The organism is Natranaerobius thermophilus JW/NM-WN-LF (assembly GCF_000020005.1).
Lineage (GTDB): Bacteria > Bacillota > Natranaerobiia > Natranaerobiales > Natranaerobiaceae > Natranaerobius > Natranaerobius thermophilus.
Genome location: NC_010718.1, coordinates 3,038,029 through 3,060,788 on the forward strand (window position 1 = coordinate 3,038,029; position 22,760 = coordinate 3,060,788).

At 37.2% G+C, this 22,760-nt stretch carries 16 protein-coding genes and 1 riboswitch; of the genes, 1 reads left to right on the plus strand and 15 read right to left on the minus strand.

Going from position 1 to position 22,760, the window contains the following annotated elements; all coding sequences use genetic code 11:
• Nucleotide 1: 1 nt before the first annotated feature.
• The 9 genes from NTHER_RS14190 to hutH form a co-directional block, all read right to left on the minus strand.
• On the minus strand, nt 2-1,285 hold the full coding sequence (locus NTHER_RS14190; protein WP_012449193.1) for an MFS transporter: 1,284 nt from the start codon (nt 1,283-1,285) through the stop codon (nt 2-4).
• 120 nt (nt 1,286-1,405) lie between these two features.
• Nucleotides 1,406-3,694: an ATP-dependent helicase gene (locus NTHER_RS14195; RefSeq protein WP_158438304.1), complete on the minus strand. Its 2,289-nt coding sequence runs from the start codon at nt 3,692-3,694 to the stop codon at nt 1,406-1,408.
• A gap of 92 nt (nt 3,695-3,786) precedes the next feature.
• The gene (locus NTHER_RS14200; protein ID WP_193336913.1) at nt 3,787-5,025 is read right to left on the minus strand and encodes a dicarboxylate/amino acid:cation symporter; all 1,239 of its coding nucleotides are present in this window, start codon (nt 5,023-5,025) and stop codon (nt 3,787-3,789) included.
• Nucleotides 5,026-5,187: 162 nt separating this feature from the next.
• Nucleotides 5,188-5,451, minus strand: a complete 264-nt coding sequence (locus NTHER_RS14205; protein ID WP_012449196.1) for a hypothetical protein — start codon at nt 5,449-5,451, stop codon at nt 5,188-5,190.
• Between the two features lie 342 nt (nt 5,452-5,793).
• On the minus strand, nt 5,794-7,632 hold the full coding sequence (locus tag NTHER_RS14210) for a PQQ-dependent sugar dehydrogenase (protein WP_012449197.1): 1,839 nt from the start codon (nt 7,630-7,632) through the stop codon (nt 5,794-5,796).
• Nucleotides 7,633-7,864: 232 nt separating this feature from the next.
• Nucleotides 7,865-9,136: an imidazolonepropionase gene (hutI, locus tag NTHER_RS14215; RefSeq protein WP_012449198.1), complete on the minus strand. Its 1,272-nt coding sequence runs from the start codon at nt 9,134-9,136 to the stop codon at nt 7,865-7,867.
• A 113-nt stretch (nt 9,137-9,249) separates the two neighbouring features.
• Complete coding sequence (ftcD, locus tag NTHER_RS14220) at nt 9,250-10,143, minus strand: glutamate formimidoyltransferase (protein ID WP_012449199.1); 894 nt, start codon at nt 10,141-10,143, stop codon at nt 9,250-9,252.
• A gap of 128 nt (nt 10,144-10,271) precedes the next feature.
• A complete protein-coding gene (hutU, locus tag NTHER_RS14225) occupies nt 10,272-11,921 on the minus strand; it encodes a urocanate hydratase (protein ID WP_012449200.1) in 1,650 nt (549 codons plus the stop codon).
• 172 nt (nt 11,922-12,093) lie between these two features.
• On the minus strand, nt 12,094-13,617 hold the full coding sequence (gene hutH / locus NTHER_RS14230) for a histidine ammonia-lyase (protein WP_012449201.1): 1,524 nt from the start codon (nt 13,615-13,617) through the stop codon (nt 12,094-12,096).
• A gap of 315 nt (nt 13,618-13,932) precedes the next feature.
• On the opposite strand from hutH, the gene NTHER_RS14235 reads away from it, so the two are divergent.
• Nucleotides 13,933-15,177, plus strand: coding sequence for a helix-turn-helix domain-containing protein (locus NTHER_RS14235; RefSeq protein ID WP_012449202.1), 1,245 nt, complete (start codon nt 13,933-13,935; stop codon nt 15,175-15,177).
• Here the strand turns inward: NTHER_RS14235 and NTHER_RS15470 are convergent.
• The 6 genes from NTHER_RS15470 to NTHER_RS14260 form a co-directional block, all read right to left on the minus strand.
• Entirely contained in the window at nt 15,174-16,118 is a 945-nt protein-coding gene (locus NTHER_RS15470) for a S41 family peptidase (protein WP_012449203.1), read from the minus strand. The two genes, NTHER_RS14235 and NTHER_RS15470, sit on opposite strands and share 4 nt — an antisense overlap.
• Before the next feature lie 49 nt (nt 16,119-16,167).
• On the minus strand, nt 16,168-17,226 hold the full coding sequence (locus NTHER_RS15475; protein ID WP_012449204.1) for a PHP domain-containing protein: 1,059 nt from the start codon (nt 17,224-17,226) through the stop codon (nt 16,168-16,170).
• 120 nt (nt 17,227-17,346) lie between these two features.
• Complete coding sequence (locus NTHER_RS14250) at nt 17,347-18,183, minus strand: DMT family transporter (protein ID WP_012449205.1); 837 nt, start codon at nt 18,181-18,183, stop codon at nt 17,347-17,349.
• A gap of 112 nt (nt 18,184-18,295) precedes the next feature.
• On the minus strand, nt 18,296-18,472 hold the full coding sequence (locus NTHER_RS15730; protein ID WP_012449206.1) for a YgaP-like transmembrane domain: 177 nt from the start codon (nt 18,470-18,472) through the stop codon (nt 18,296-18,298).
• Between the two features lie 104 nt (nt 18,473-18,576).
• Nucleotides 18,577-19,257: an MtnX-like HAD-IB family phosphatase gene (locus tag NTHER_RS14255; RefSeq protein ID WP_012449207.1), complete on the minus strand. Its 681-nt coding sequence runs from the start codon at nt 19,255-19,257 to the stop codon at nt 18,577-18,579.
• Nucleotides 19,258-19,353: 96 nt separating this feature from the next.
• Nucleotides 19,354-19,459, minus strand: a riboswitch (TPP riboswitch).
• 81 nt (nt 19,460-19,540) lie between these two features.
• Complete coding sequence (locus NTHER_RS14260) at nt 19,541-22,666, minus strand: efflux RND transporter permease subunit (protein ID WP_012449208.1); 3,126 nt, start codon at nt 22,664-22,666, stop codon at nt 19,541-19,543.
• Nucleotides 22,667-22,760 lie beyond the last annotated feature (94 nt).

Consider the following 22,760-nt stretch of genomic DNA (forward strand, 5'->3'; position numbering starts at 1 on the left):
CTTAAACGGTCCTGCTGCTACTGGTCTGATAACTACTACTTTCTTTTGTAAACCAGTAAAAACTGATTGAGATAGCCATGATAATTAAACCTAAGAATATCCAGCTAATACCATAATCACCACTCAAATCGGCAAACAAACCAAAAATAGGTGGGAAAATCACATTTGCAACCCGAACAAAAGTCAAAGCAATTCCAGTAGCTGTTCCAACATATCTATCCTCAACTGCTTCCCCAATTGCTGAAAGATAAAGGGCAGGAAGACCCAGAATCGTCAAACCAAGTAAAAAAGCAGATAGCATGACTAATACTGGTGAAATATTTGCTGCTGCCGGTGTCACTACACCGCCCACCAACAGGGACAATACAGCCACAAGTATACCAACAATAACAAGGGCCGTACGCCGGTCTCCATTTAACACGGAGTCGCTAAACCAGCCCCAACCGAGATGGGCCAAAATCCCACCTGCCTGGAAAACAGCCAGACCTATACCAGCCAAAGTACTACCAAAACCTATATCTTGCTGTAAGTATAAAGGTAAATGTGTAGCCACAGAGCTAATACCCATGCCAAAAACTGCTCCCATTACACATATCCAAACTAAATACTTAAATTTTAATAAGTAAAAAACATCGTCTTTTAGCGATGAATTTTGTTGATTACTGTCTTGGGAATCATTCCCGTTCCCTTGATTTGACGCATCTGTTTTATAAAATTTAACTATAAACAAACTCATTAGAATTGCAAAACCAGCGGAAAATAACAGCGCCGTTCGCCAACCTAGCACCTCGGCTAAGGGAGGTAAAATTAAGGCACCTAAAATTCCACCTATACTCGCCCCTGACTGAGTAACCCCTAAAGAAAAGGCACGTTTCTCTTTAGGTACAATATTTAACACCCCTTTACTTGCAGAAGGGGTGACAATACTAAATCCAAACCCGGCAAAGAAAGCCAAGAACAAGATAAGTAAATAAGTAGGGCTAATTGCCTGTAATATAATTAATATACCAACAGAACCTACACCAAAAATTAAACCTCTTTTAGGCCCTATAGAGTCAACTATCCGGCCACTATAAATAGCAATCAAGGTAGCACTAGCAAAATAGAAAGTAGAATACAAACCCGCTTCAAAACCGGTGATCATAAATTCTTGTTGTATGCGGGGTAATAAAGCTTTGATACCCTGCATATTTAAAACAACTGCCATATAGGCAGTAGACATAACCATTAAGGTTGCCCAATTTAGCTTTTTACTCTTATTTTGATTGGGTGTACCGGCAGACATAATAATACTCCTTCCAAAATATTTTTGAATTAATATATAATATTTCGCGTCACTAATATTCTATCAAATTTTCTCATAAAGTGAAAACCCTGAAAAATAGATTTATTTTTATAACTTTACTTATTCTTTGTTATCCTGGAAAAAGGCCTGAAAATGATAGCAAGCAGGGTCCAGATCTTTTAAAAATCTAGAGGGTTGGATAAAGTAACCATTATACGATACTACCTGATGGGGCATTGATAGATATAGTTTTTCTTTAGCCCGTGTTATAGCCACATAAAACAATCGACGTTCTTCTTCTAGTATAAATGGATCTCTCAGGGACTTAGAACTAGGGAACAAGCCATCTAGTAAGTGAGGAATAAAAACCGTATTCCATTCTAGACCCTTAGCAGAGTGAATGGTAGATATCACCAAGCTATCGTCGTCTTCAGCTTCATTTAATGCAGGGGTTGTTTCTTGTTGAAATTTATTGGCAGGAGGTTCTAAGGATAAATCAGCCAAAAATTGTTCTAATTCCGAGTAATTCTGGGATAAATGATAGAGAACTTCTAAGTCATTTTTTCGTTCCGAAGCATCCACTTCTTGTTTTTCCAGTATTGGGTAATAATATTCAATTATCCGAGCAACACTGTTAGAAGGTGAAATCCCCTTTTTTCCAGCTTCTAATAAAACTTCTTGTAAAGATAATAAAGACTTATAATAGCTCGTCCCCTTAAAATTATTAAAGTTCAAACGCCCATCCTGTTCAGTGATTTCTTCAACAATTTGGCTAGCTCTTACCCTTCCGATCCCTGGAATCATTTTTAAAAATCGATTCCAAGAAACAGCATCTATGGGATTGACTGTTAACCTTAAATAAGAGACCAGATCTTTAACATGCTTTCTCTCCATAAACTTAATACCACCGTAAACAACGTATGGAATTTTCCTCCTCAAAAGTTCTGCCTGAATATAATTGCCGTGGAAACCAGCTCTGTACAATACAGCCATATCCTTATATGAAAAGCCTTGTTCCCGTAAAGCAAGTATCTCAGAAACTATAGCTTCTGCTTCCTCCTCCTGGGAATAATATTTAATAAATTGAGGTAGCGTACCCTCATGGAACTCAGAGGAGAGATGTTTTTGATAGCCTATTTGAGCCGAATCCACTATTTCATTGGCAAATTTGAGAATTTTATTGTGCGATCTGTAGTTTTTCTCAAGCTTTATTAACTTTGCATCGGGATAATTTTGAGGAAACAAGAGGATATTTTCCCAATTAGCTCCTCTAAAAGCATAGATGCTTTGGAAATCATCTCCTACTACGGTGATATTCCTAGATTGTGAACCAAGCAAATTAACTATCTCGTTTTGAACAACATTAGTATCTTGGAATTCGTCTACAAGTATGTAGGATAATTCCGAAGACAACTGTTTACGGAAAGTAGAATTGTCTCTCAGATTATCTCGTAAAACCAATAACAGGTCATCAAAATCCATCAGATTATAGTGTCTTTTGTATTTATGGTAAGCTTGGGCGATAGTATCAATTTCATCTATATAATCATCTAATCCGGAAAACTCTTCACTTATCACTTGACCTATTGATTTTTGAGTATTCCTGCTTTTGGAAATAATCTCGAAAATCCGCTCTTTCTTGGGAAAAGCTTTTTCTTGTCTGTGAAAATCATATTCAGTTCTAAGTAAATCCACCACATCTTGTGAATCAATCTGATCCAAAACAGAAAAATCAGGGGATAAACCAACTAGGCCCGAGTATCTTCTCAAGACATTATTTGCAAAAGAATGGAAAGTCCCTCCTTTAATTCTATCAGTACTTTCAGTGCCTAAGAGTTTTTTGACTCTTTCCAGCATTTCTCGGGCAGCCTTTCGTGTAAATGTTAAAAGTAAAATTTCTTGGGGGGGAATCCCCGATTCTAGTAAATAAGAAACCCGGTATACCAAAGTTCTAGTTTTACCAGTCCCTGCGCCTGCTATGATTAATAAAGGCCCATTGCAGTAAGTAACTGCCTCCAGCTGTTGTGGGTTAAGCTCTTCAGGATAATTTATTTTGAAGTCACTGGCACTTTGACTGATATTGTTAGGAAAATCTCCAGGCCTAGCCTCTTGTTCCAATTGATTATTTATTTTGTCAATCAGTGACTGTAAATGTTGGAATCTAGCTCTGATTTCATCGTCAACAGGTGGTTCAGGGTATTGGGAAGGAAAAATACTGGCATGGTTTGTTTCCTTGTTTTTCAATGATTCCTCAGTATTACTGGCTTCATGTTTATCTTGGCCTTGTTTCCTGCGCTTGTATTTTGAAAAATCAATTAATTTATCAAGGGGATCTTTACCATTGCCTTTGTTTTGATTACCTGACCCGGAAAAGTCTCCAATCATGGTTGTCACCTCGGTTCTTCTCAAATTATTTAACATCTTATCAAATTATAACATAATCGAATAAACATAAAAAAAGCGGGACTTCTAAAGTCCCGCCATATTAGCTTTAGCATCTCCTAACCCTCTACCTTTGGAGTCATTTGCTCATCAATTATTGGTTCCTGAACACCTGAATCCGGTTCTGTAGGCTGGGAACCAGGTTCTTTAGCAAAAGCACTGACAATAATACTGTTAGCACCATCTCCAGTTACGTTACACGCAGTACCAAAGGGGTCTTGACCCATATAAAGGGCTATCATCAACGCTATCTCTGTTTCACCAAAGCCCAGCATCGAACCCAAAAGTCCCAAAGCCGCCATGACCGCTCCACCAGGAACTCCAGGTGCACCGATCATAACAACTCCTAACATCATGATGAAAGGGAGAAAAGATAGAAAATCTGGTGTACCAATATGAAGTAGGTAAACAGTTACTGCACTAATGGTTAGGGCAATGGTACTACCAGCTAAGTGGATGGTAGCGCCTAAAGGTACAACTAAATCAGTAATTTTTTCAGGTACACTTAGGGTTTTTGCACTTTTTAAAGTAACCGGTAAAGTAGCCGCACTTGATACCGTGCCCAAAGCAGTGGTATAAGCTGGGACCATTTTTCGAATACTCCCGAAAATCGGGTTTTTAGGCGAAAGTCGGTTGGCTACTGTATATTGCATTAGCAAATAGAGTAGCTGAACACCAATTACCAGACCAAATAAAGGTGCAAATAAACCTAGTGTTGTAAAAACAGTCCCTTCAGCAGCCATGTTGGCAAAAATACCTGCAATATACAGTGGGAGTAATGGGATAATAACCTTTTGAATTACCATTCTTGTAACTTCCCTAAATTCCAACATGAATCTATACAATGTTTTTTCTTCTTTGACATTTTTTAGATAGTTGATACCAATACCAAATATAAAAGCTGTTACTAATGCAGTCATAATACCCATTAAAGGTTCAATTTCAATCTCAATAAAAGTTGATAAACCTGTACTTTCTTCCACTTCCACCAGTTCTGGAGTAATACTAGGAATGATAAACATGGCAGCGAAAAAAGCTATGGTTCCCGCAATAATTGTTGATAGATAAGCCACTCCTGCAGTCAAACCCAACATTTTCCCCGGCTTCTCTCCCAGCTCAGCAATACCTGGAATAATAAAGGCCAAAATAATTAAAGGAACTACATAAAACAACAGCTGACCAAAAATACTCGACAGGGTATAGAGTAAGTCTCCCGTCCATTCAGGAAAAAACATACCAATAACAGTACCTAAAATAATAGCAATAACAAGTCTTGGTATTAAACCTAAATTTTTGATCACATTTTCCATCCTCCTGGATACTCTTCTTAGGAAGAGTTTATTTATATTCCCTGAATAATCTCTAATTCTCAAAGATAATCCAAAAGGAATATAGTAATAAAGTATATTCGACACGCAACTACTTTTTTCCTTTAAAATTTTAAAATATTTTCAAAAAAATCAAAAAATGGCTGGGCTTATTAAAATAGTGAAATTAATCCCCATAAAAATTAAAATCACAGCTAAAACTATAACTGCCAAGACTTTCATACGACTATTTTTACGTTCATAGTTCTCCCTACACTGAATACACAGACTCATCTCTTCATATTCAATGGGAAAGTTTTTTCCAAAAGCAAAATTTTTCCTTACCATATAATTTTCCAAACTTTCTTTATCTTCCCTGCCACATGCCTGACAAAATTCAAATTCTTGAGAACTCAACTTTTTCACCTCCAAGATAAAGCTTGGGCTATAATATAAATTGATCTACATTTTTTCTTCCTATGGGGGTCATTGAGGGTTAAAGAAGGGGCAAGTCCAAGTCTTAACAGCCATTAGTGGACTTATCATTATTATTCGATTAAAAAACTCACATCCCTTCAAATCATAATTAAGAAACCGGTATAGGGAGTTTTCCCAAAACCCTGATACCGGTGTTAACTTAAAACTTCAGTAACCTATGTTATTTTACTACACACAGACATCAATATAAAAAGTAAAAGTTTACAATAAACACCAGCAGAAAGCCCACTGCTTTAGCTGTTAGAGTATGTCAATAGTTGTTTAATCTGATTTGGAAATTCTCCATAGTACTCCACTCTTTGGGATTGCATTAGGGGTCATATCTGGAAATTCGAATACTCCAAAGTCTAAAAGGTAAAGATGCTCCCCTTGAGGGTCAAATTTAACCGCTATTGGCCTATTCAAACCTTCACCAAATCTTCCGGACCTTGGTTCATCTTTGTTCTCAATAAAAGTAGCAAATTCCCCAGTTTCAGTGTCTACAGTCATTACCTGGGCCGGTACAGCTTCCTCAACCTCACCTGTTAAAGGTTCGCCATCGCCAAAAACCGCCACAAATAAATCTCCTTCATCGGAAAATTCCTCGGAATAAGCCAATTTCATAGGCGAATAGTGAGGAGGGAATTCTGTTAAAGGTGGCTCTGGATCAGGTGGATCTTCTAACAACAAGTCCCTGTTTTCCCCCCGGTCACTTTCAAATTCTGATTCACTTATAGGATCTTCGCCAGCAAAATCAGGCCAGCCATAAAACCCATCTTTTTCTATTTCGTATATCCAATCGGGAGAATCGCTAACAGCCCGACTACCGCGGTCATCATAACCTAGAACTGTGGCATATAGTTCTTCGTAGTCTTGATCAAAGGCTAAACCATAAGGATTTCTAAGTCCCCAAGCCCACAGTTCAAGTTCGTAATCATTATCAGGATCTACTCTGTAAATAGCAGCATTTCCTGGCGTTTTTCCTTCTTTTATTTGACCGTCTTCTGTAGTCGTCCCAAAGGGGGAGAAACCACCTGTCTGAACTTCCGCAGTAGGATCTGGATCTGCTAAATCTCTGGAAGAAAAATTCTCTCCTCTTAAAGTAATATCCACAGGAGGGACATCATGAAATTCAGGATGATCTTGCAGCCATCCATACATAAAGTTATCTTCCCCTACTACTCCGGAATTGGTGGCACTTCCCTGCCCAAAATACATGTATCCTTCTTGACAGAATACCACCTCGTTATTATGATGATCACCTTTTGAGGGCAGACCAGTGACGACATCCTCCATTTCTTCACCACTTGTGGTCATGCGAGTTATCGTACCTCTATGAGAAACATAAAGATGTCCTTCATGATAAGTCAAACCATTAATAGGGCCTTCAAAATCATTATTCAAATCGGAAACAAAAGTCCCTTCAGGATCTAATTTTATAATTCTTGGTGTGGTTTCCTTTTCTCCATAACTGTAACCCGCTTCTGCTACATATAGATAGTCTTCATCACAAAAAGTGATGCTAGTAGGATAAGTTAAATTTTTGACAACTACTTCCATATCGTAACGGCCAGGAAACTCCAGATTCCTTGGACTAGTCGTCATAGCTCCCCTTAAAAGAACGGGAACTGCCACTAAGCCAATTACTATCATAGCCCAAGGAATCACCCAGCGCAACATACCTGCCACATTGCCAATCCAAACCTGATAAATTAAAGATAATGAGATTCCATACCCCAAGAAAGTGACAAATGATAGCCCAAATTCCTCTAACTCAGCAAACATAGGGGGCATACCAAAAGTCAAGGGAATTAAAGTCACAGGACCAAGCAACCAAAGCCCAAATCCTACTCCAATCCCAATGTATAAACTTTGTACAAGACTATTAATTTTGTTCCTGGCAATAAATCCATAAATACCTCCTGCTATTATGGTAACAGCCATTATAACTAATAATCCATAAAATAAACTCACCCTAGTAATTAAAAGCCCTAAGGCTGGCAACAACCATCCACCCCAGAGAACAGCCGATGCAATAATTCCCGAAAATAAACCAGACATCAACCCAACAGCTACGTAAAATTGGGGTTTTTCCTGACTATCAGCTTGATTTTGAATCAATCTCTGTCACCCTCCTGTTAACTAAACTGGTATTTTTATATTTTCCTCAGTTTTAGAATTTATTACTTTTACAGTTAAATAAAGACTGCGTTAAATTTGAATGTAGATAAATGGGCTAATCTAAGAAAGGGGCTATCCCAAAAATTATCACTTTTTGGGACAGCCCCTAGTTAACAAAAAACGATCAATGTAATATTAATGATGTTTAACAGTATTAAGTTATTTTCTGATGTCAAACCACAATAGTACCTTTCTTAATCACACGTTCCACGTGATTAATCCCATAATGATAAGGCAAGTACTCATGGTTCGGCATATCAAAAATCACAATATCAGCTTGTTTACCTTTTTCGATACTTCCAATGAGATGTCCCCTGTTAATGGCATGTGCAGCATTTATAGTAGCTGCATTGATCGCCTCACTGGGGAGTAATTTCATTTTTAAACAGGCAAGAGAAACAATTAAACTCATAGATTCAGTTGGTGATGAACCAGGATTTCTATCCGTGGATAAGGCTACAGGAACTCCTTCTTCAACCATTCTTCTGCCTCTAGCATACTCATCCTTCATTAAGAAAAACAGTGTCCCGGGAAGTAGAACAGCCACTACTCCTTTTTCTGCCATTTCTTTTATACCTCGATCTGTAGCTTTACCAAGATGATCTGCAGAGACGGCACCTAATTCTGCGGCCAGTTCTGCCCCTCCCAGGGGATTAATCTCATCGGCATGGATTTTGGGCAATATACCTTTTGTCCTGGCAGTTTGTAAGACTTTCCTGGACTGATCTATGTTGAATACACCTTCTTCACAAAACACATCACAAAATTCCGCCAGATTTTCTTCTATAACCCGGGGCAACATCTCTTCTACAACTATTTCTATATACTTGTCCGGGTTATCTTTATGCTCTTTGGGAATGGCATGGGCTCCCAAAAATGTATGAACTACATCTGCGGGATGAGTTTTCCCAAGTTTGTTAGCAACTCTTAGCTGTTTAAGTTCTGTTGCTGTATCAAGGCCATAGCCACTTTTGGATTCTACGGTTGTTACTCCCTCTTTTAAAAAAGTGTCTAATCGCTGTTTTCCAGCATAATATAATTCATCTTCCGATGTTTGGCGCGTAGATTCGACAGTACCTAAAATGCCTCCTCCGGCTTTTAATATTTCTAAATATTCCGCTCCTTCGATACGCAATCCCAGTTCTTTTTCCCTGGTAGAGCCAAATATAATGTGAGTGTGTGGGTCAACAAAACCAGGCATTACTGTTTTCCCACGGGCGTCTATCACTTTAGTTTTAGCTGTGACTTCCACTTGTTCAATTACTGACTCGGTAGTCCCCACAGCTTCAATTCTGTCACCTTTAATAGCTACAGCCCCATTTTGAATTAAACCGAGGTTGTTAAGTTCTGTCCCAACTTTGGGGCGGTCACTATTACCAGCTGCTGTTACTAGCTCTCCTGCGTTAATAACTATTTTATCAACAGCTTTTAGATCTTTAACCATATATACCCCCCTCATAAAAGAATGACAGCCCCGGACGCTATAGTCCGGGACTATTCTGATCAATCCATGGAATCTTTTTGAAATAATTTTTTATAATAGTTGATATTTTTACATTAATCAATCAATCGGTTTTCTAAGACTTGTTCCGAATCAAATCCATCTAGCTGTAGATAATAGCGAGCAACATCAATTAGAGCCTCTACAGGGGTTAGCCCCACTATTTCACAATCAGTGATGTATACTCCATATCTAGCAGCTTCGATTTTAATTAATTCTTGCACCCTATAAATAGGGGTTTGATTTACATCAACCAAGTTCATAGTCACCTGAGCAACTTGCCTATCATCTAAATATATTCCCAGAGCTTTAACATTTTTTAAGCCACCACTTCTTTGGCGAATATTTTTGGCAATTTTCTTTGCTATATCCACATCAGAAGTGCTTAAATTCACATTATAAGCAACAAGGGGTTTTCTAGCTCCTACTGCAGTAGCTCCAGCAGTTTCGTGCATTTTTGCAGGTCCATAATCTGGTTCTTCCCCTTCTTCATTTATTCGTTTTTTAACCCCTTCATACTCCCCTTTCCTTACTTTAGCTAAGTTTTTCCTGTCCTTTCTTGTAGCTGATTCTTCATACATAAATACGGGAATATCCAAGTCTTCTCCTAGCCGTTTGGCAATATCCTTGGAAAGTTCTACACATTCTTCCATGGATATATCCTTCACTGGTGTTAATGGTATTACATCTGTAGCTCCCATTCGAGGGTGTTCACCCTGATGTTTTGTCATATCAATTTCTTCATGGGCAGTTTTTGCCGAAGCTATCACAGCTTCTACAAGAGGTTCTGGTTCTCCAACTACAGTTATAACAGTTCGGTTATGATCTTCATCGGGCGCTGTGTCTAAAAGTTTGATACCTTCCTTGTCTTTAAAATGTGACTCAATTTTTTCGATTATTGCCTTGTCTCTCCCCTCACTGTAATTAGGTACACATTCAATTAAAGCCATATTTCATCCCTCCTATTATTAGTAAATTACCAATAACCAATAAACAATGGAATCACTATGAGCCAAATACTTGAGTTTGTAAAACCACCTCCTATATTTATGAGTTAATTTTTTATTAATAAAACTAGTTAGCTCCACATGGGTATATTAACTCCCTGCTCACTGGCAGTTTTTTTAGCTAGTTCATAACCGGCATCTACATGCCTAATAATACCTGTTCCAGGATCTGAAGTTAAAACTCGTTCAAGTCGTTCTTCGGCGTCCTTACTGCCATCTGCCATGACTACAATTCCAGCGTGAAGGGAATAACCTATTCCCACACCTCCGCCATGATGTACCGATACCCAGTGAGCCCCAGCAGCCGTATTAATTAAAGCATTCAAAATAGGCCAATCAGCAATGGCATCACTGCCATCTTTCATGCCTTCAGTTTCTCTATTTGGTGAAGCTACTGAACCACAATCTAAGTGGTCTCGGCCAATAACAATTGGTGCTTTAATTTCACCTTTAGCTACTAGATCATTGATCAACTTCCCAAATCGAGCTCTCTCACCGTAACCTAACCAACAAATTCTGGAGGGAAGTCCCTGAAAGCTCACTTGTTCACCAGCCATTTTAATCCAGCGACATAAATGTTCATTGTCTGAAAACTCTTCTAATATTAATCGATCTGTACGATATATATCTTCCGGATCCCCTGATAGAGCTACCCAGCGGAAGGGCCCTTTGCCTTCACAAAATTGCGGACGTATATAAGCCGGAACAAAACCGGGAAAATCAAAAGCTTTAGTAATACCTTCAATGTAAGCTTGCTGTCGGATATTGTTCCCATAGTCAAAAACTATAGCTCCTTGTTTTTGAAATTCAAGCATGGCTTCCACATGTTTCGCTATACTTGATTTTGAAAGCTTCATGTATTTTTCTGGATCTTGATGTCTGAGCTCTAAAGCATAAGGAAAGTCTAAATCTGCTGGTACATACCCATTTAGGATGTCGTGAGCCGATGTTTGGTCAGTTACCATATCCGGAATTCTACCCCTTTTAACTAATTCCGGATAAATAGAAGCTGCGTTCCCTAAAAGCCCAATAGAAAGGGGTTTTTTCTCGGAGACGGCTTCATCCACTAACTCTAACGCTTCGTCCAAATTTTCTGCCATTTTATCTAAATATTGATAATCAATTCTTCTTTCTATACGTTCCCTGTCAACTTCTACGCATAATACCACACCATTATTCATGGTCACAGCTAAAGGTTGGGCACCCCCCATTCCTCCAAGGCCAGCAGTTAGTACAAACTTTCCGGACAAATCTCCATTGTAATGTTTATCAGCAGCCGCTCCAAATGTTTCATAGGTACCCTGTAATATTCCCTGGGTGCCAATATAAATCCAACTACCCGCAGTCATTTGTCCATACATGGTCAAACCCTGTTTCTCTAGTTCCCTGAATTGATCCCAATCTGCCCAGGATGGAACCAACAGTGAATTTGCAATTAGCACCCGAGGTGCTTGAGAATGGGTTTTAAATACTCCCACAGGTTTTCCCGATTGTACTAGTAGAGTTTCATCATCCTCAAGTTCTTGTAAACTTTTTACAATGGCATCAAAGGCTTCCCAGTTTCTTGCTGCCTTGCCACTACCACCATAAACAATAAGTTCTTCAGGCTTTTCAGCAACTTCTGGGTCAAGGTTGTTCATTAACATTCTCATAGGCCCTTCCTGCTGCCAACCTTTACAATGCAAATCAGTTCCTCTGGGTGCTCTAACCTTCCTTGACATAATCGCCACTCCTTTCTCAAGCATCATAATTTACTTTAATTTTAAACTATTTTAAGATTTCTGAAATTTTATAGTAAATTCGGCCTTTACAATAGTAAAACATCTCTTTGTAACATAAGGCCGAATTTTTATTAACATGGTGATAAAACTTTCTAATCTATCAGTATGATTGCTACTTCAGTTCTCCTATGGTTTTCTCTAGTTCCGAAACTAGGCGACCTTCAACAATCAGCTGTTCAACAGTTTCTATATCCGAAGCTAATTCTCTATCCTCGGCTAAGTGGGGGACTTGTTCTCTTACCAGTTCATAAGCCTTTCTTGTACCACTTCCACTTTGACGTGGCTGCCTATAATCCAATGCTTGAGAGGCACACAACAGCTCAATAGCCAATACTTTTTCAGTGTTCTCCAGTATGGATAATGCTTTTCGGGCTCCAATTGTACCCATGCTAACATGGTCTTCTTGATTAGCCGAACTCGGTATTGAGTCTACACTAGCTGGATGAGCTAGACTTTTATTCTCACTTACCAAAGATGCAGCAGTGTACTGGGCAATCATAAATCCAGAACTGACACCACCATCTTTAATTAAAAAAGGAGGCAATCCAAAATTTAAATTAGGATTTACCAGTCTTTCTATCCTCCGTTCGGCGACATTGGCCAACTCGGCTATAGCCATACTCATATAATCCATAGGTAGAGCTAAAGGTTGCCCGTGAAAGTTTCCGCCGGATATGACCTCATTTTCTTGAGGGAAAATCAATGGGTTGTCGGTAGTTGAATTAATTTCCCTATTAAGAATTCCCCCTATATGCTCATGGGCATCCTTAGAAGCACCATGGATTTGAGGAATACATCGCAGTGTATAAGCATCCTGTACTCGCTTGTGTTCCCTATTTTCTATGATTTCACTGTCCTGTAGCAGTCGGCGGATATTTTCAGCTGTTTTGCCATGCCCCGGATGAGGTCGCAGACGAAAAATCTTGTCTTGAAATGCATCCAAGATTCCTTCCAAAGAATCAATGGTCATAGCTGCACATATATCGGCAGTCTTTAAAAGGTTTTTCATTCTTAACCATGTTAAAGTGCCCACTGAAACGATGGCCTGGGTGCCATTTATTAAGGCCAAGCCCTCTTTTGCTCCTAGTTTGACGGGAGATAAACCAGCCTCCGATAATGCTTTGTCACCTGCCATTCTATCGCCATGATAATATGCTTCTCCCTTTCCAATCATCACTAAAACCATGTGAGCTAAAGGCGCTAGATCACCACTAGCTCCCAAAGACCCTTTAGAAGGGATAATAGGGTGTACTCCTTTATTTAACATATCTATCAATAATTGCACCGTCTCTAAACGTATTCCAGAATGACCCTTGGCCAGGCTATTAGCTCTAAAAAGCATCATTCCCCGTACCACTTGCTCGGAAAAAGGTTCACCAACTCCAGCTGAATGACTTAAAATCAAGTTTTCCTGAAGCTGTTGTAAATTTTCACTAGAGATGAAAGTGTCACTAAATTTACCAAAACCTGTTGTAACTCCATATACTATTGATTCTTTTTCAGTTAAATCATCAATGAGTCGCCTGCTGGCAATTATGTTTTCCTTAGCTTGCGTGGACAGTTCTACTTGTTCTCCGTGATTGATAACTTTTTCAATCTCTTTAAATTTTAGATTTTCACCAGTCAGGTGTATCAAAAAGTACCCTCCCTTTTATTAATTATCGTAACTTATCTATAAACTTGCAGTTAGTTTCCTATAATTTGTTCACCCTTTTTTTAGGGTATTGTGAATTTCGATATTATTTTTCCATTTCCCTTCAAAATTTATAAAAAAATGTTATAATAAAAGATTATGCATTGTGTTAATCAATTAATATATTAACGGCTTAAAAAACTTAGTGTATTAAATTATCAAAATTTCTAAAAGGATTTTTATTGTTAATAAAGAATTGTATACGAAAGGATTCTTATAAATTAAAACTATATTAGGTAAAAAGGATGGTGGTATCGAGTGAATTTTCAAACTTCCTCCCCTGGGAAAATGTTAAAAACAATTAGAAAAAATTGCGGGCTTAGACAGGAAGAAATCACTGGAGACTACATTACGAGAAATTTGATCAGTTTAATAGAAAATAATAGAACTCCGCTTAATAGTGATGTAGCTTCTCTAGTTGCTGAAAATATTAATAAAAGCTTAAATTATTCACTTATCCACTGGGTTGATACTGAAGATTTTTACAGGCCCGAGAGATATAAAGTAAAGGAAGAAGTGAAGGATTTTATTAACAGAAAAGAACAGGAGTTGCTTGAGGGAAATTTAACACTTGATGAGCAAGAATTAAAATCAGTGGAAAATACTTTGCGAAAATATCGCTTAACAGATAAAAAAGCAGTACTTTACGAGCTGCTATCCGATTTCTACAATTCCTCTAAACAATTAAATAATGAGTATATGTATTTGATCAGGTCCAAAGAAAATTATAGTTTTTATCCCCATCACAAAGATAAATTGTTTGCAATCAAACAGCGAATTATTGATAATCTTATTAATAGAGATATAGAGGATAGTGCTTTAAAATTAATCGAAATTATGTACGATACATTTGAATCCATCAACGGTTTGAATCAAAGGGAAAGAAATCTCTTGCAATATAAAAAAGCCTGGGCTTTATACCATCAGGCCGATTATTCGTCAAGTATTGCACTTATAAATTCAATACTATGTAATGATAGCTGTACAGCTGATGATAATGAGCTCAAGGCTAATATTGAGAATGATTTTATTACGACAGATTGCTTGCTGCTATTGGCAAAATGTTATAGCGCAACAGATGCTTTAAAAAAAGCAAAAAATATCTATTATGAGCTTTGGGAAAAACTTAGCATAGAAAACAACACTAATAAAATGCTTGACATAATTATAAACTTAATCAATATCGAAGTCCGATGTAATAACAAAACCAATCTTTTCAAATTACTCAATTACAGCGTAACAAATGAGTCTATTCTTAAAAAACAAGCCCAGACCAAGACATTATTTAAATATTATCTAGAATTGTCCCAGGGGTGGGAAAGCATAGAAGACTTAGATCAGGCTAAAGATTATTATTTAGCAGCTATTCAAGTTGCTATCTCAAACAATGACCAGGAAGAGCTATTAGAGGTATCCAAAAAAATCTTCAATTTTTGTGAGAAAAGAAACCAGAACTACTTCCTTGCAAAAATATCACCACATTTACAAGAATGGATAAGTTAATTATCTGACAATACATCTTTAATCAAAGATCTCTTAGTCGTCTTCAAAATTTCAGTCTTAATGGCAATATCCGTTAAATCAAAATGCGGTTCAATCCCCTTGCCTTCAATTGTTTTTCCATCTAATGTTTTCACTTCATATATTGTTGTTAACAACCCTCCCCCTTCTGATAGGGGGAATAAATTTTGCACAGTACCTTTGCCAAAAGTTTTCTCCCCGATAACTAAACCTCTATTCTGATTTTTAATAGCATAAGCAAACATTTCAGCTGCACTAGCCGACCTTCGATCAACTAAAAAAACTGCTGGTTTTTCTAGCTGAGGTTCAGTTGCTTTAGATCCGCAAATAATTTGTTCCCTATAATTTTCTGCCACCACGATATCTTGTTCACCAACAAAATGACCTAAAATTTTACCTGCATCTTCAACTGTTCCTCCAGGATTACCACGCAGGTTTACTACCCAACCCTGTATATCCTCTTCTAAAAGTTCTATAATTACTTGTTTGAAATCTTCACTAGAGTTTTCGCTAAATTCTTTAATCTGAATATAACCTAAAGAGTCTGCAATAACCTTACCATTTACAGGGTCGCCAGAGTATTCGGCAAATTCTTCTTTTTCTTTTTCAGACAAGTACATGGTATAAGGGTCATCTAATATTTCAAAAAGCTCTTCTAAACTTTCTGCATCTTGAATATCATGGGGAGGTTCCTCCACATAATAAGTCTCTAAAATTTCAACGGCTTCTTCAACCAGTTTTTCGCGCAACTCCTCCTCTTTTGTTAAGTCGGGAATAAGAGGGTTAGCGTCAATATTTTCTTCTAATTTTTCAGGGCCAGGGCTAGCACTATACGCCTCTGGAATAAAAATCATTAAAGCGATAAGCACTGCAAAAATAAACAAAGAGTAGTTTAAAAAAGTTTTTTTATTAAAACCAGCCAAATCAATTCCTCCTTAAAAACAAGCTCAATAGATAACTATTAGTCTTAATTTATTGACCCCACATATAAAAAGGATTTAAGATAATCCAATTCTCATCTCGAGGATGTGAGATCACCAGATGATATGTACCTTGCTTAAACCGAATTTTTTCCCTAAAAGGGAAAGGATACTCCGATATCAAATGTCCGTCCCGATACATGTGTAATTTCAGTTTAGTCTTAGAAGGTACAAACTCTTTAAATTGACACACCAAAGTGTATGTTCCTGAATTTAATTTACTTCCAGGGAAAAACCTGTGGTTATCTGAAGATTTTAAGTAAGCTACCAATCCATCTCCTGAATCTTTCCTATCATGACATATATATAAATTTCCTCGGGATAGAGCGTTTAGTACTTGTTGTTTTGCAGTCACATATTCTTCGGATAAAGGTTCTTCAAGGTAAATATAATTATTACTACATCTAAATAGATAGTCATAGCTTAAGACTGTAATTGAAAAATAAAATTTGGAAAGTATTGGTGCATGGGCATCAGATCCTACAATACCAACAATTCTTCGCTCTTTAGTCAGTTCCATCCATTTTTCAAAGGCTTCTTTATTGGGAAATTTAAAGTAAGCTTGATCATTTATAAAGTTTGCATATAAGCCTTGTAATTTGGAATCAATTCCATCACGCCATTGACTGGAATAGTTGATTATTTCCATCCCGGTGAATCCTTGGGCATCCCAGTCTGTCCAAGGATATGTTCTGTTATTGCGGACTAATGGAGAACCTTTTTCGTAAGGATGGGCTATAAAACCTATCCCACCTTGCCGATTAACTTCATCAATAACTTCCTGGGGATTATCTTCGTTTCTAGGGATTTCCTCGTCTATTCCGATAGCAAGATAATGGTTTTTTTCCAGGTTGATTTCAGAACCAATAATAACAAGTACATCATGATAATAACCTTCTAATCTGCGCTGTTTACCTAATAAATGTCTATGATCATTAATAATAATAAAATCCAAATTTCTTTTTTTTGCTTTCTCTGCTATTTCTTCAATTGTAGAGGTACCATCAGAGTATTTAGTGTGAATGTGAATATTGCCTTTATAGACATACATCCTGTGTCACCGCCAAACCGTAAAAACTTTTTCTACTCATTATAACAAAAATTTCCTCGGTTTTCATGGCTAATTTTGTTGAAGTCTACATCTTGTTTAAAGTGTGACCCATAATCTTGATTAATGACGCATTATGATTGCACCACTGCTTATTATTAATATCCCTCCAATTAGAGACAGATAGGTTAATTCTTCTCCAAAAATTAACACCCCTAAAAAAGAAGCCACAACAGGATCAAAGTAAGTTAAAGTAATTCCATATGAAGCTTTTACTACCTGCATGCCCGAGTAATAAAGAATATATGGCAAAACAGTATGAATAACACCTATAATTGCCGCTATAAAAATTTGCCCATGGTGGAAATTAGCTTGAAAATTCACCAAGGGCAACATTATCAAGATGGCCACAACCATTTTATAATAAACTACTATAGGCGCCGGTAATTGCACTAGCTTTACTAAGATCACCACTAGACTAGCACTTATAGCAGCACACAAACCTAAGGCGATCCCTGCCAAGTCTTGAGTTGATATACTGACTACAGAAGGGGTTAAAATTAAGGCTAAACCTACCAGAGAAATGACTATGGCCAGGATATTTCTGAACTCCGGAGTTTCTCGAAAGAAAAAAGGGGCTAAAAATGCTACAATTACTGGTTTAGTGTAATAAGCAAATAGAGAATTACTTAAAGTGGTTAGATAGATAGAAGATAAAAATAAAATTGCATTCAAAGCATATAAAATTCCTGTTAAAAAGATAACCATGTATGCCTTAAATTTATTTGTGATCAAAAGATCTTCCCTGGGCAAAATCGACAATAAAAATAAACAGGCAAATAATGTCTTATAGAAAGCCAGGTCAGTAGCTGGCATTGCACTCCATCTGGCAAAAATACCCACAGTTCCCCAAATACAAGCTGAAATAAGAATTTTAAAATAACCAGACTGGAAAAACATCGACCCCACCTCAATATTATTGGATGCCTGAAATGAGGCCGTTATTCCTTAAAGATTAAAATCAGAAAAATTGATTTGTCAGGGTAGACCACCCCACTAAGTGATAAATTATTCAAAAACCCAAAACTCCCTCTAAAATATTTGACCCGCCTAAAGCTGCAAGTAAAGCAATTAACCAGCCAGGGAATCCAAATAGTACAGGTACAACTATCAGACCTATACCAATGACAATTCTGATTATACGATCGTAAAAACCTACATTTTTTTGGATATACATTGAATCAATCAAGTTTATCTCTCCTAATTAAGGATTATATTGATCTAGTCTGTATTTTTTCAACTTCTCCAAGCTGGTATCCATTCAGTTTTATAGTTTCGTATTTATTCCATAGATTATTCCGTTTTAATATCTAGTTTATTTATTACATCCTGAAAACTCTTAATTTTATTAGCTTCAATTCCTTTCGATTTTGCTATTTGATATAGTTTTTCTTTGGCAAAAACAAGGTCTGCAATTTCTATGGGACATCGGTCTGAATAGCCATCTCCTACATAGATTGTTTTAGGGACAGTTTTAAAATTGCTAATTAAGCTTCGAATTATTGCAGTTTTGCAGCTACCACACTGATGACAGTTATCATTAGAATATGGTGTTGTCATACTGAAATTTCTATTGTTAACCAATAATTTATTAGCGTAAAAAGGAATATGTGATAATCCTTCTCTACCTAAAATTTCTTTAATTAATAAATCATAACCATCACTTACAATGTATAGCTGATCACCTTCTCTATTTATTATGTCAACAAATTTTTTAAAATCAGGGTCAATTTGAATATTACTTATAGCTCTGCTAACATCCTCCCAGGAACAATCAAATAACTTAAAGGTCTCTCGAGCAACATCTTTTGTCGTAAGCTCACCTTTTTCCCACTGTTGATTAAGCTCTTGCCATCCATTTCGGGCACAAGTTTGAATCATTAAATTACAACTGTCTTGAAATGTAACGGTTCCATCAAAATCCGTGACAAACAAGCGCGGCTTCCTTAATCTATTAGTATGTTCATCACTCACTTAATCACTCTCCTTATATATTGGGAACCACTATCAACTAACAAAAATTAGGACCTTTACCCGATCTAGGGAAAGGTCCTATTAACTAATACATTACAGGATCTATGAGTAATTCCCTGCGCTGGCATTACCCAGATCAGGTTAAAGGGTCAGGACCTCTTCAGGTCCACTCTCAGCCAATACGGCTCCCCTAATTTGCTGACTTAATTTAAAATTATAGTATCACTCAATTACATAAATTGTCAATTGAATTTCATAAAAATTTCCACTCAATTCAATATATCTAATCTAGATTAAATCTAGATTTAATCCAGATGATTACTAAAGGCAGTATCACTAATGTTAGTAGAGTAGCACTAAACAATCCACCTATAAGAGAAAAAGCCAAAGAGTTTTGAATTTCAGACCCAGGACCAACGGCAATAGCCATGGGAATTAATGCCAACAAGGTAGTAATAGTAGTCATCAAAATGGGTCTCAATCTAAGGGAAGCACCTTCAAGGACACTATCTTCCCGTTTAATGCAATCCACTAAAACAATAGCATTATTAACAACTAATCCTGAAAGTATAATAACCCCCATTATTGATGCCACATTTAAAGTATCATTCAAAATATATAGTGCTAGAATTACACCTACAAAAGAAAAAGGTATGCTGACCATAATAACAAGAGGATAACGTAAAGATTCGAATTGACCTGCCATGACCATAAATACTAGCAACAAAGATAAAGCCAAAGCTCCACCTAGCTCTAAATATGAGGACCACATATCCTCGTAAGCGCCCCCATAATTTAGGCGATAACCTTGCGGGATATCCACATTATCTAATCTATCTTGGATACTATTTACCGCTCCCCGAACATCTCTTGTTTCCGAATCGGCTGAAATTGTTACATAGCGCTGACCGTCCTGTCGATTGATAACCGTAGGGCCTGGCTCTTTTTCAACTGTGGCAATATCCTGGTATTTTTCTTTTATTTCTTCAGTAGACTCAGGTCCTTCGCTAAAGTAACCTAATACTATGGGGATCTCTCTACCATCTTCTCTAAAAATTGTTGCTCTTCTTCCTGTTAAATCAGTTTCTAAGTCTTGAGACATTTGAATGGGAGTAATTCCTTTTAACATGCTTTGTTCGTCTTTGGGAGAAACCTGTAGTTCTGGTCTGGGTGTAGGTAAGTTTCTCGAAACATTTGAAACAACTTCTAATTCAGAAACTTCATTAGCTATATCTTGAGACAGTTCCCTCAGTGTGTCAAGTTCTGGACCGATTAAGTCAATTTCAATAGCATCACCACCCATCTCTAAATCTCCCTCCATCTCGGAAGCGCTAATTGAGGCCTGGTCATGATCGTAAAATTCACTCTCAACTTGTTGGGCAAGTTTTTCTTGCTCATCTGTTTCCAATATCACCATCAATTCACCGCGATGGGGAGTTCTTTGAGTGTACCCTGCTCCTTCTCTTTGACTAGCTCGCTCACCTATGGTTGCGTATACAGAGTCAACTTCTTCCTCATCTAAAAGATATTGTTCTACTTCTGTAACAACTTCTTCTGTGGTTTCCAAATGAGTTCCGGGTGGTAATCGTACGTCTACTGTAAATTCGGATCTAGTTATGGGTGGTAAAAATTCTCCACCCAAATTTGGGAGCAAAGTAAAGGATATTACCATTAATATAATAGCTCCACCTAAAACATATTTTCCTTTTTTCGATAGATAGTGCAGGCTTTTTTTATATCGTTTTTTCAAATTTTCAATGGGTATGAACTTTGAAATGGCTTGATTATGCCCAATTAATAACACTGAGAGTACAGGAATAACCGTTAAAGCTGTAAATAACGACATGGCAAGCGAAAAAACTACCATATAGGACAAATCTGCAAAAATAATACCTGCTAGGTCTTCTAATAAAAATACAGGTAGAAAAACCGCAATAGTAGTTAAAGTTGATGCGATTATGGGAGAACTAACTTCTTCTGTCCCCGTGATAGCTGCTTCTTTAATTTGTTTTCCCTGTTCTACGTGTCTAAAAATATTTTCTAGAACCACAACTGAATTATCTACTAACATTCCTATCCCTAGAGCTAATCCCGATAGTGTCATTATATTGAGAGATAGCCCCGTAAAGTAAGCTAGAGGAAAAGTGGCTAGAATAGATGCTGGAATGCTAATGGCTACTATGAGGGTACTTTTATAATTTCTTAGAAACACAAATAGTACCAGGGCAGCCAAAAATCCTCCTAAAACGGCATTTTGTTGTACCATTGAAAGCACTTCTTCAATAAAATTGCCTTGATTCCAGGTGGGTACTAAATTAAGTTCTTGGTATTCACCCTGAATTTTGGCCAATTCTTCATTAATATTTCTGGTAACTTGAACTGTATTTGCGTCAGATTGTTTTTGGATAATCAATCCCAAAGCTTTATCTCCATTGAGACGAACTAAACTTTCCCTTTGATACTCATCTCTAATATCTGCTATATCATCTAAATATACTGGTTCTCCATAATCACCAGAAAACTCTTCTCCCTGCCTTCTATCAGTCGAAAATTCGGTAGAAACCTCTGGATTCTGATCAGCAGGTAACTCATCGCCAGAGGAAAATGAATCATTTAAGCCATTGCTAGTTTCTCCTGGAAAATCAGGTGTGTTTATCCCAACAGTGGTTTCTTCAAGTTCATCAAGACTACTGAATTCTGACACAGATCTCACCAAAAGCTCCTGTTCTTCTTCCACAATTCTTCCACCTGGCACATTGATATTTTGTCCTGATAGTATCCCGTAAACTTCTTGAGAATTTAAATCATATTTTTCCATCTGATCTTCATTTAAATCAACTCTTATTTCCCTTTCACCTACACCAGAAAGTTCTACAGATGACACACCATCAATTCTTTTTAAACGATTAACCACTTGATTTGAAACCAGGTGTTCTAAATCTATTAAATCTCGGTGTTCTCCTTCTGCTTCTTCCAGTCCCACACTTACAAACATAACTGGCATCAAGGATGGATCTACTTTAACGACTTGAGGGGATTCAGCTCCTTCTGGTAAATTCTCCCTAACAGTGTCTATTCTTTCTCTCATTTCCAGTGATGCAAAATCCATATCAGTCCCCCAGGAAAATTCTACCATAACCATGGACAATTCTTCATAGGATCGAGATGAAATATTTTCTATTCCAGCCGTTGTACCAACCATCTCCTCCATGGGTCTCGTAATCATATTTTCAATTTCCTGAGGACCTGCTTCTGGATATTGAGTCACTACAACCGCCATAGGATAATTCATTTGAGGAAGTAGGTTTAATGGTAATCGAGGGTATATTAAAAATCCTAATATTAATACGGCTAATAATACCATAATAGTAGCTATTGGTCGTTTTACTGCAAGACGCGATAAACTCACCCAAACTCACCCCGTTTATTTTGCTAAATAACGAATTGCTTTTTACAAATTAGACTGTATTAAAGTTGTGTGTGGATAACTATAAGATATAAAT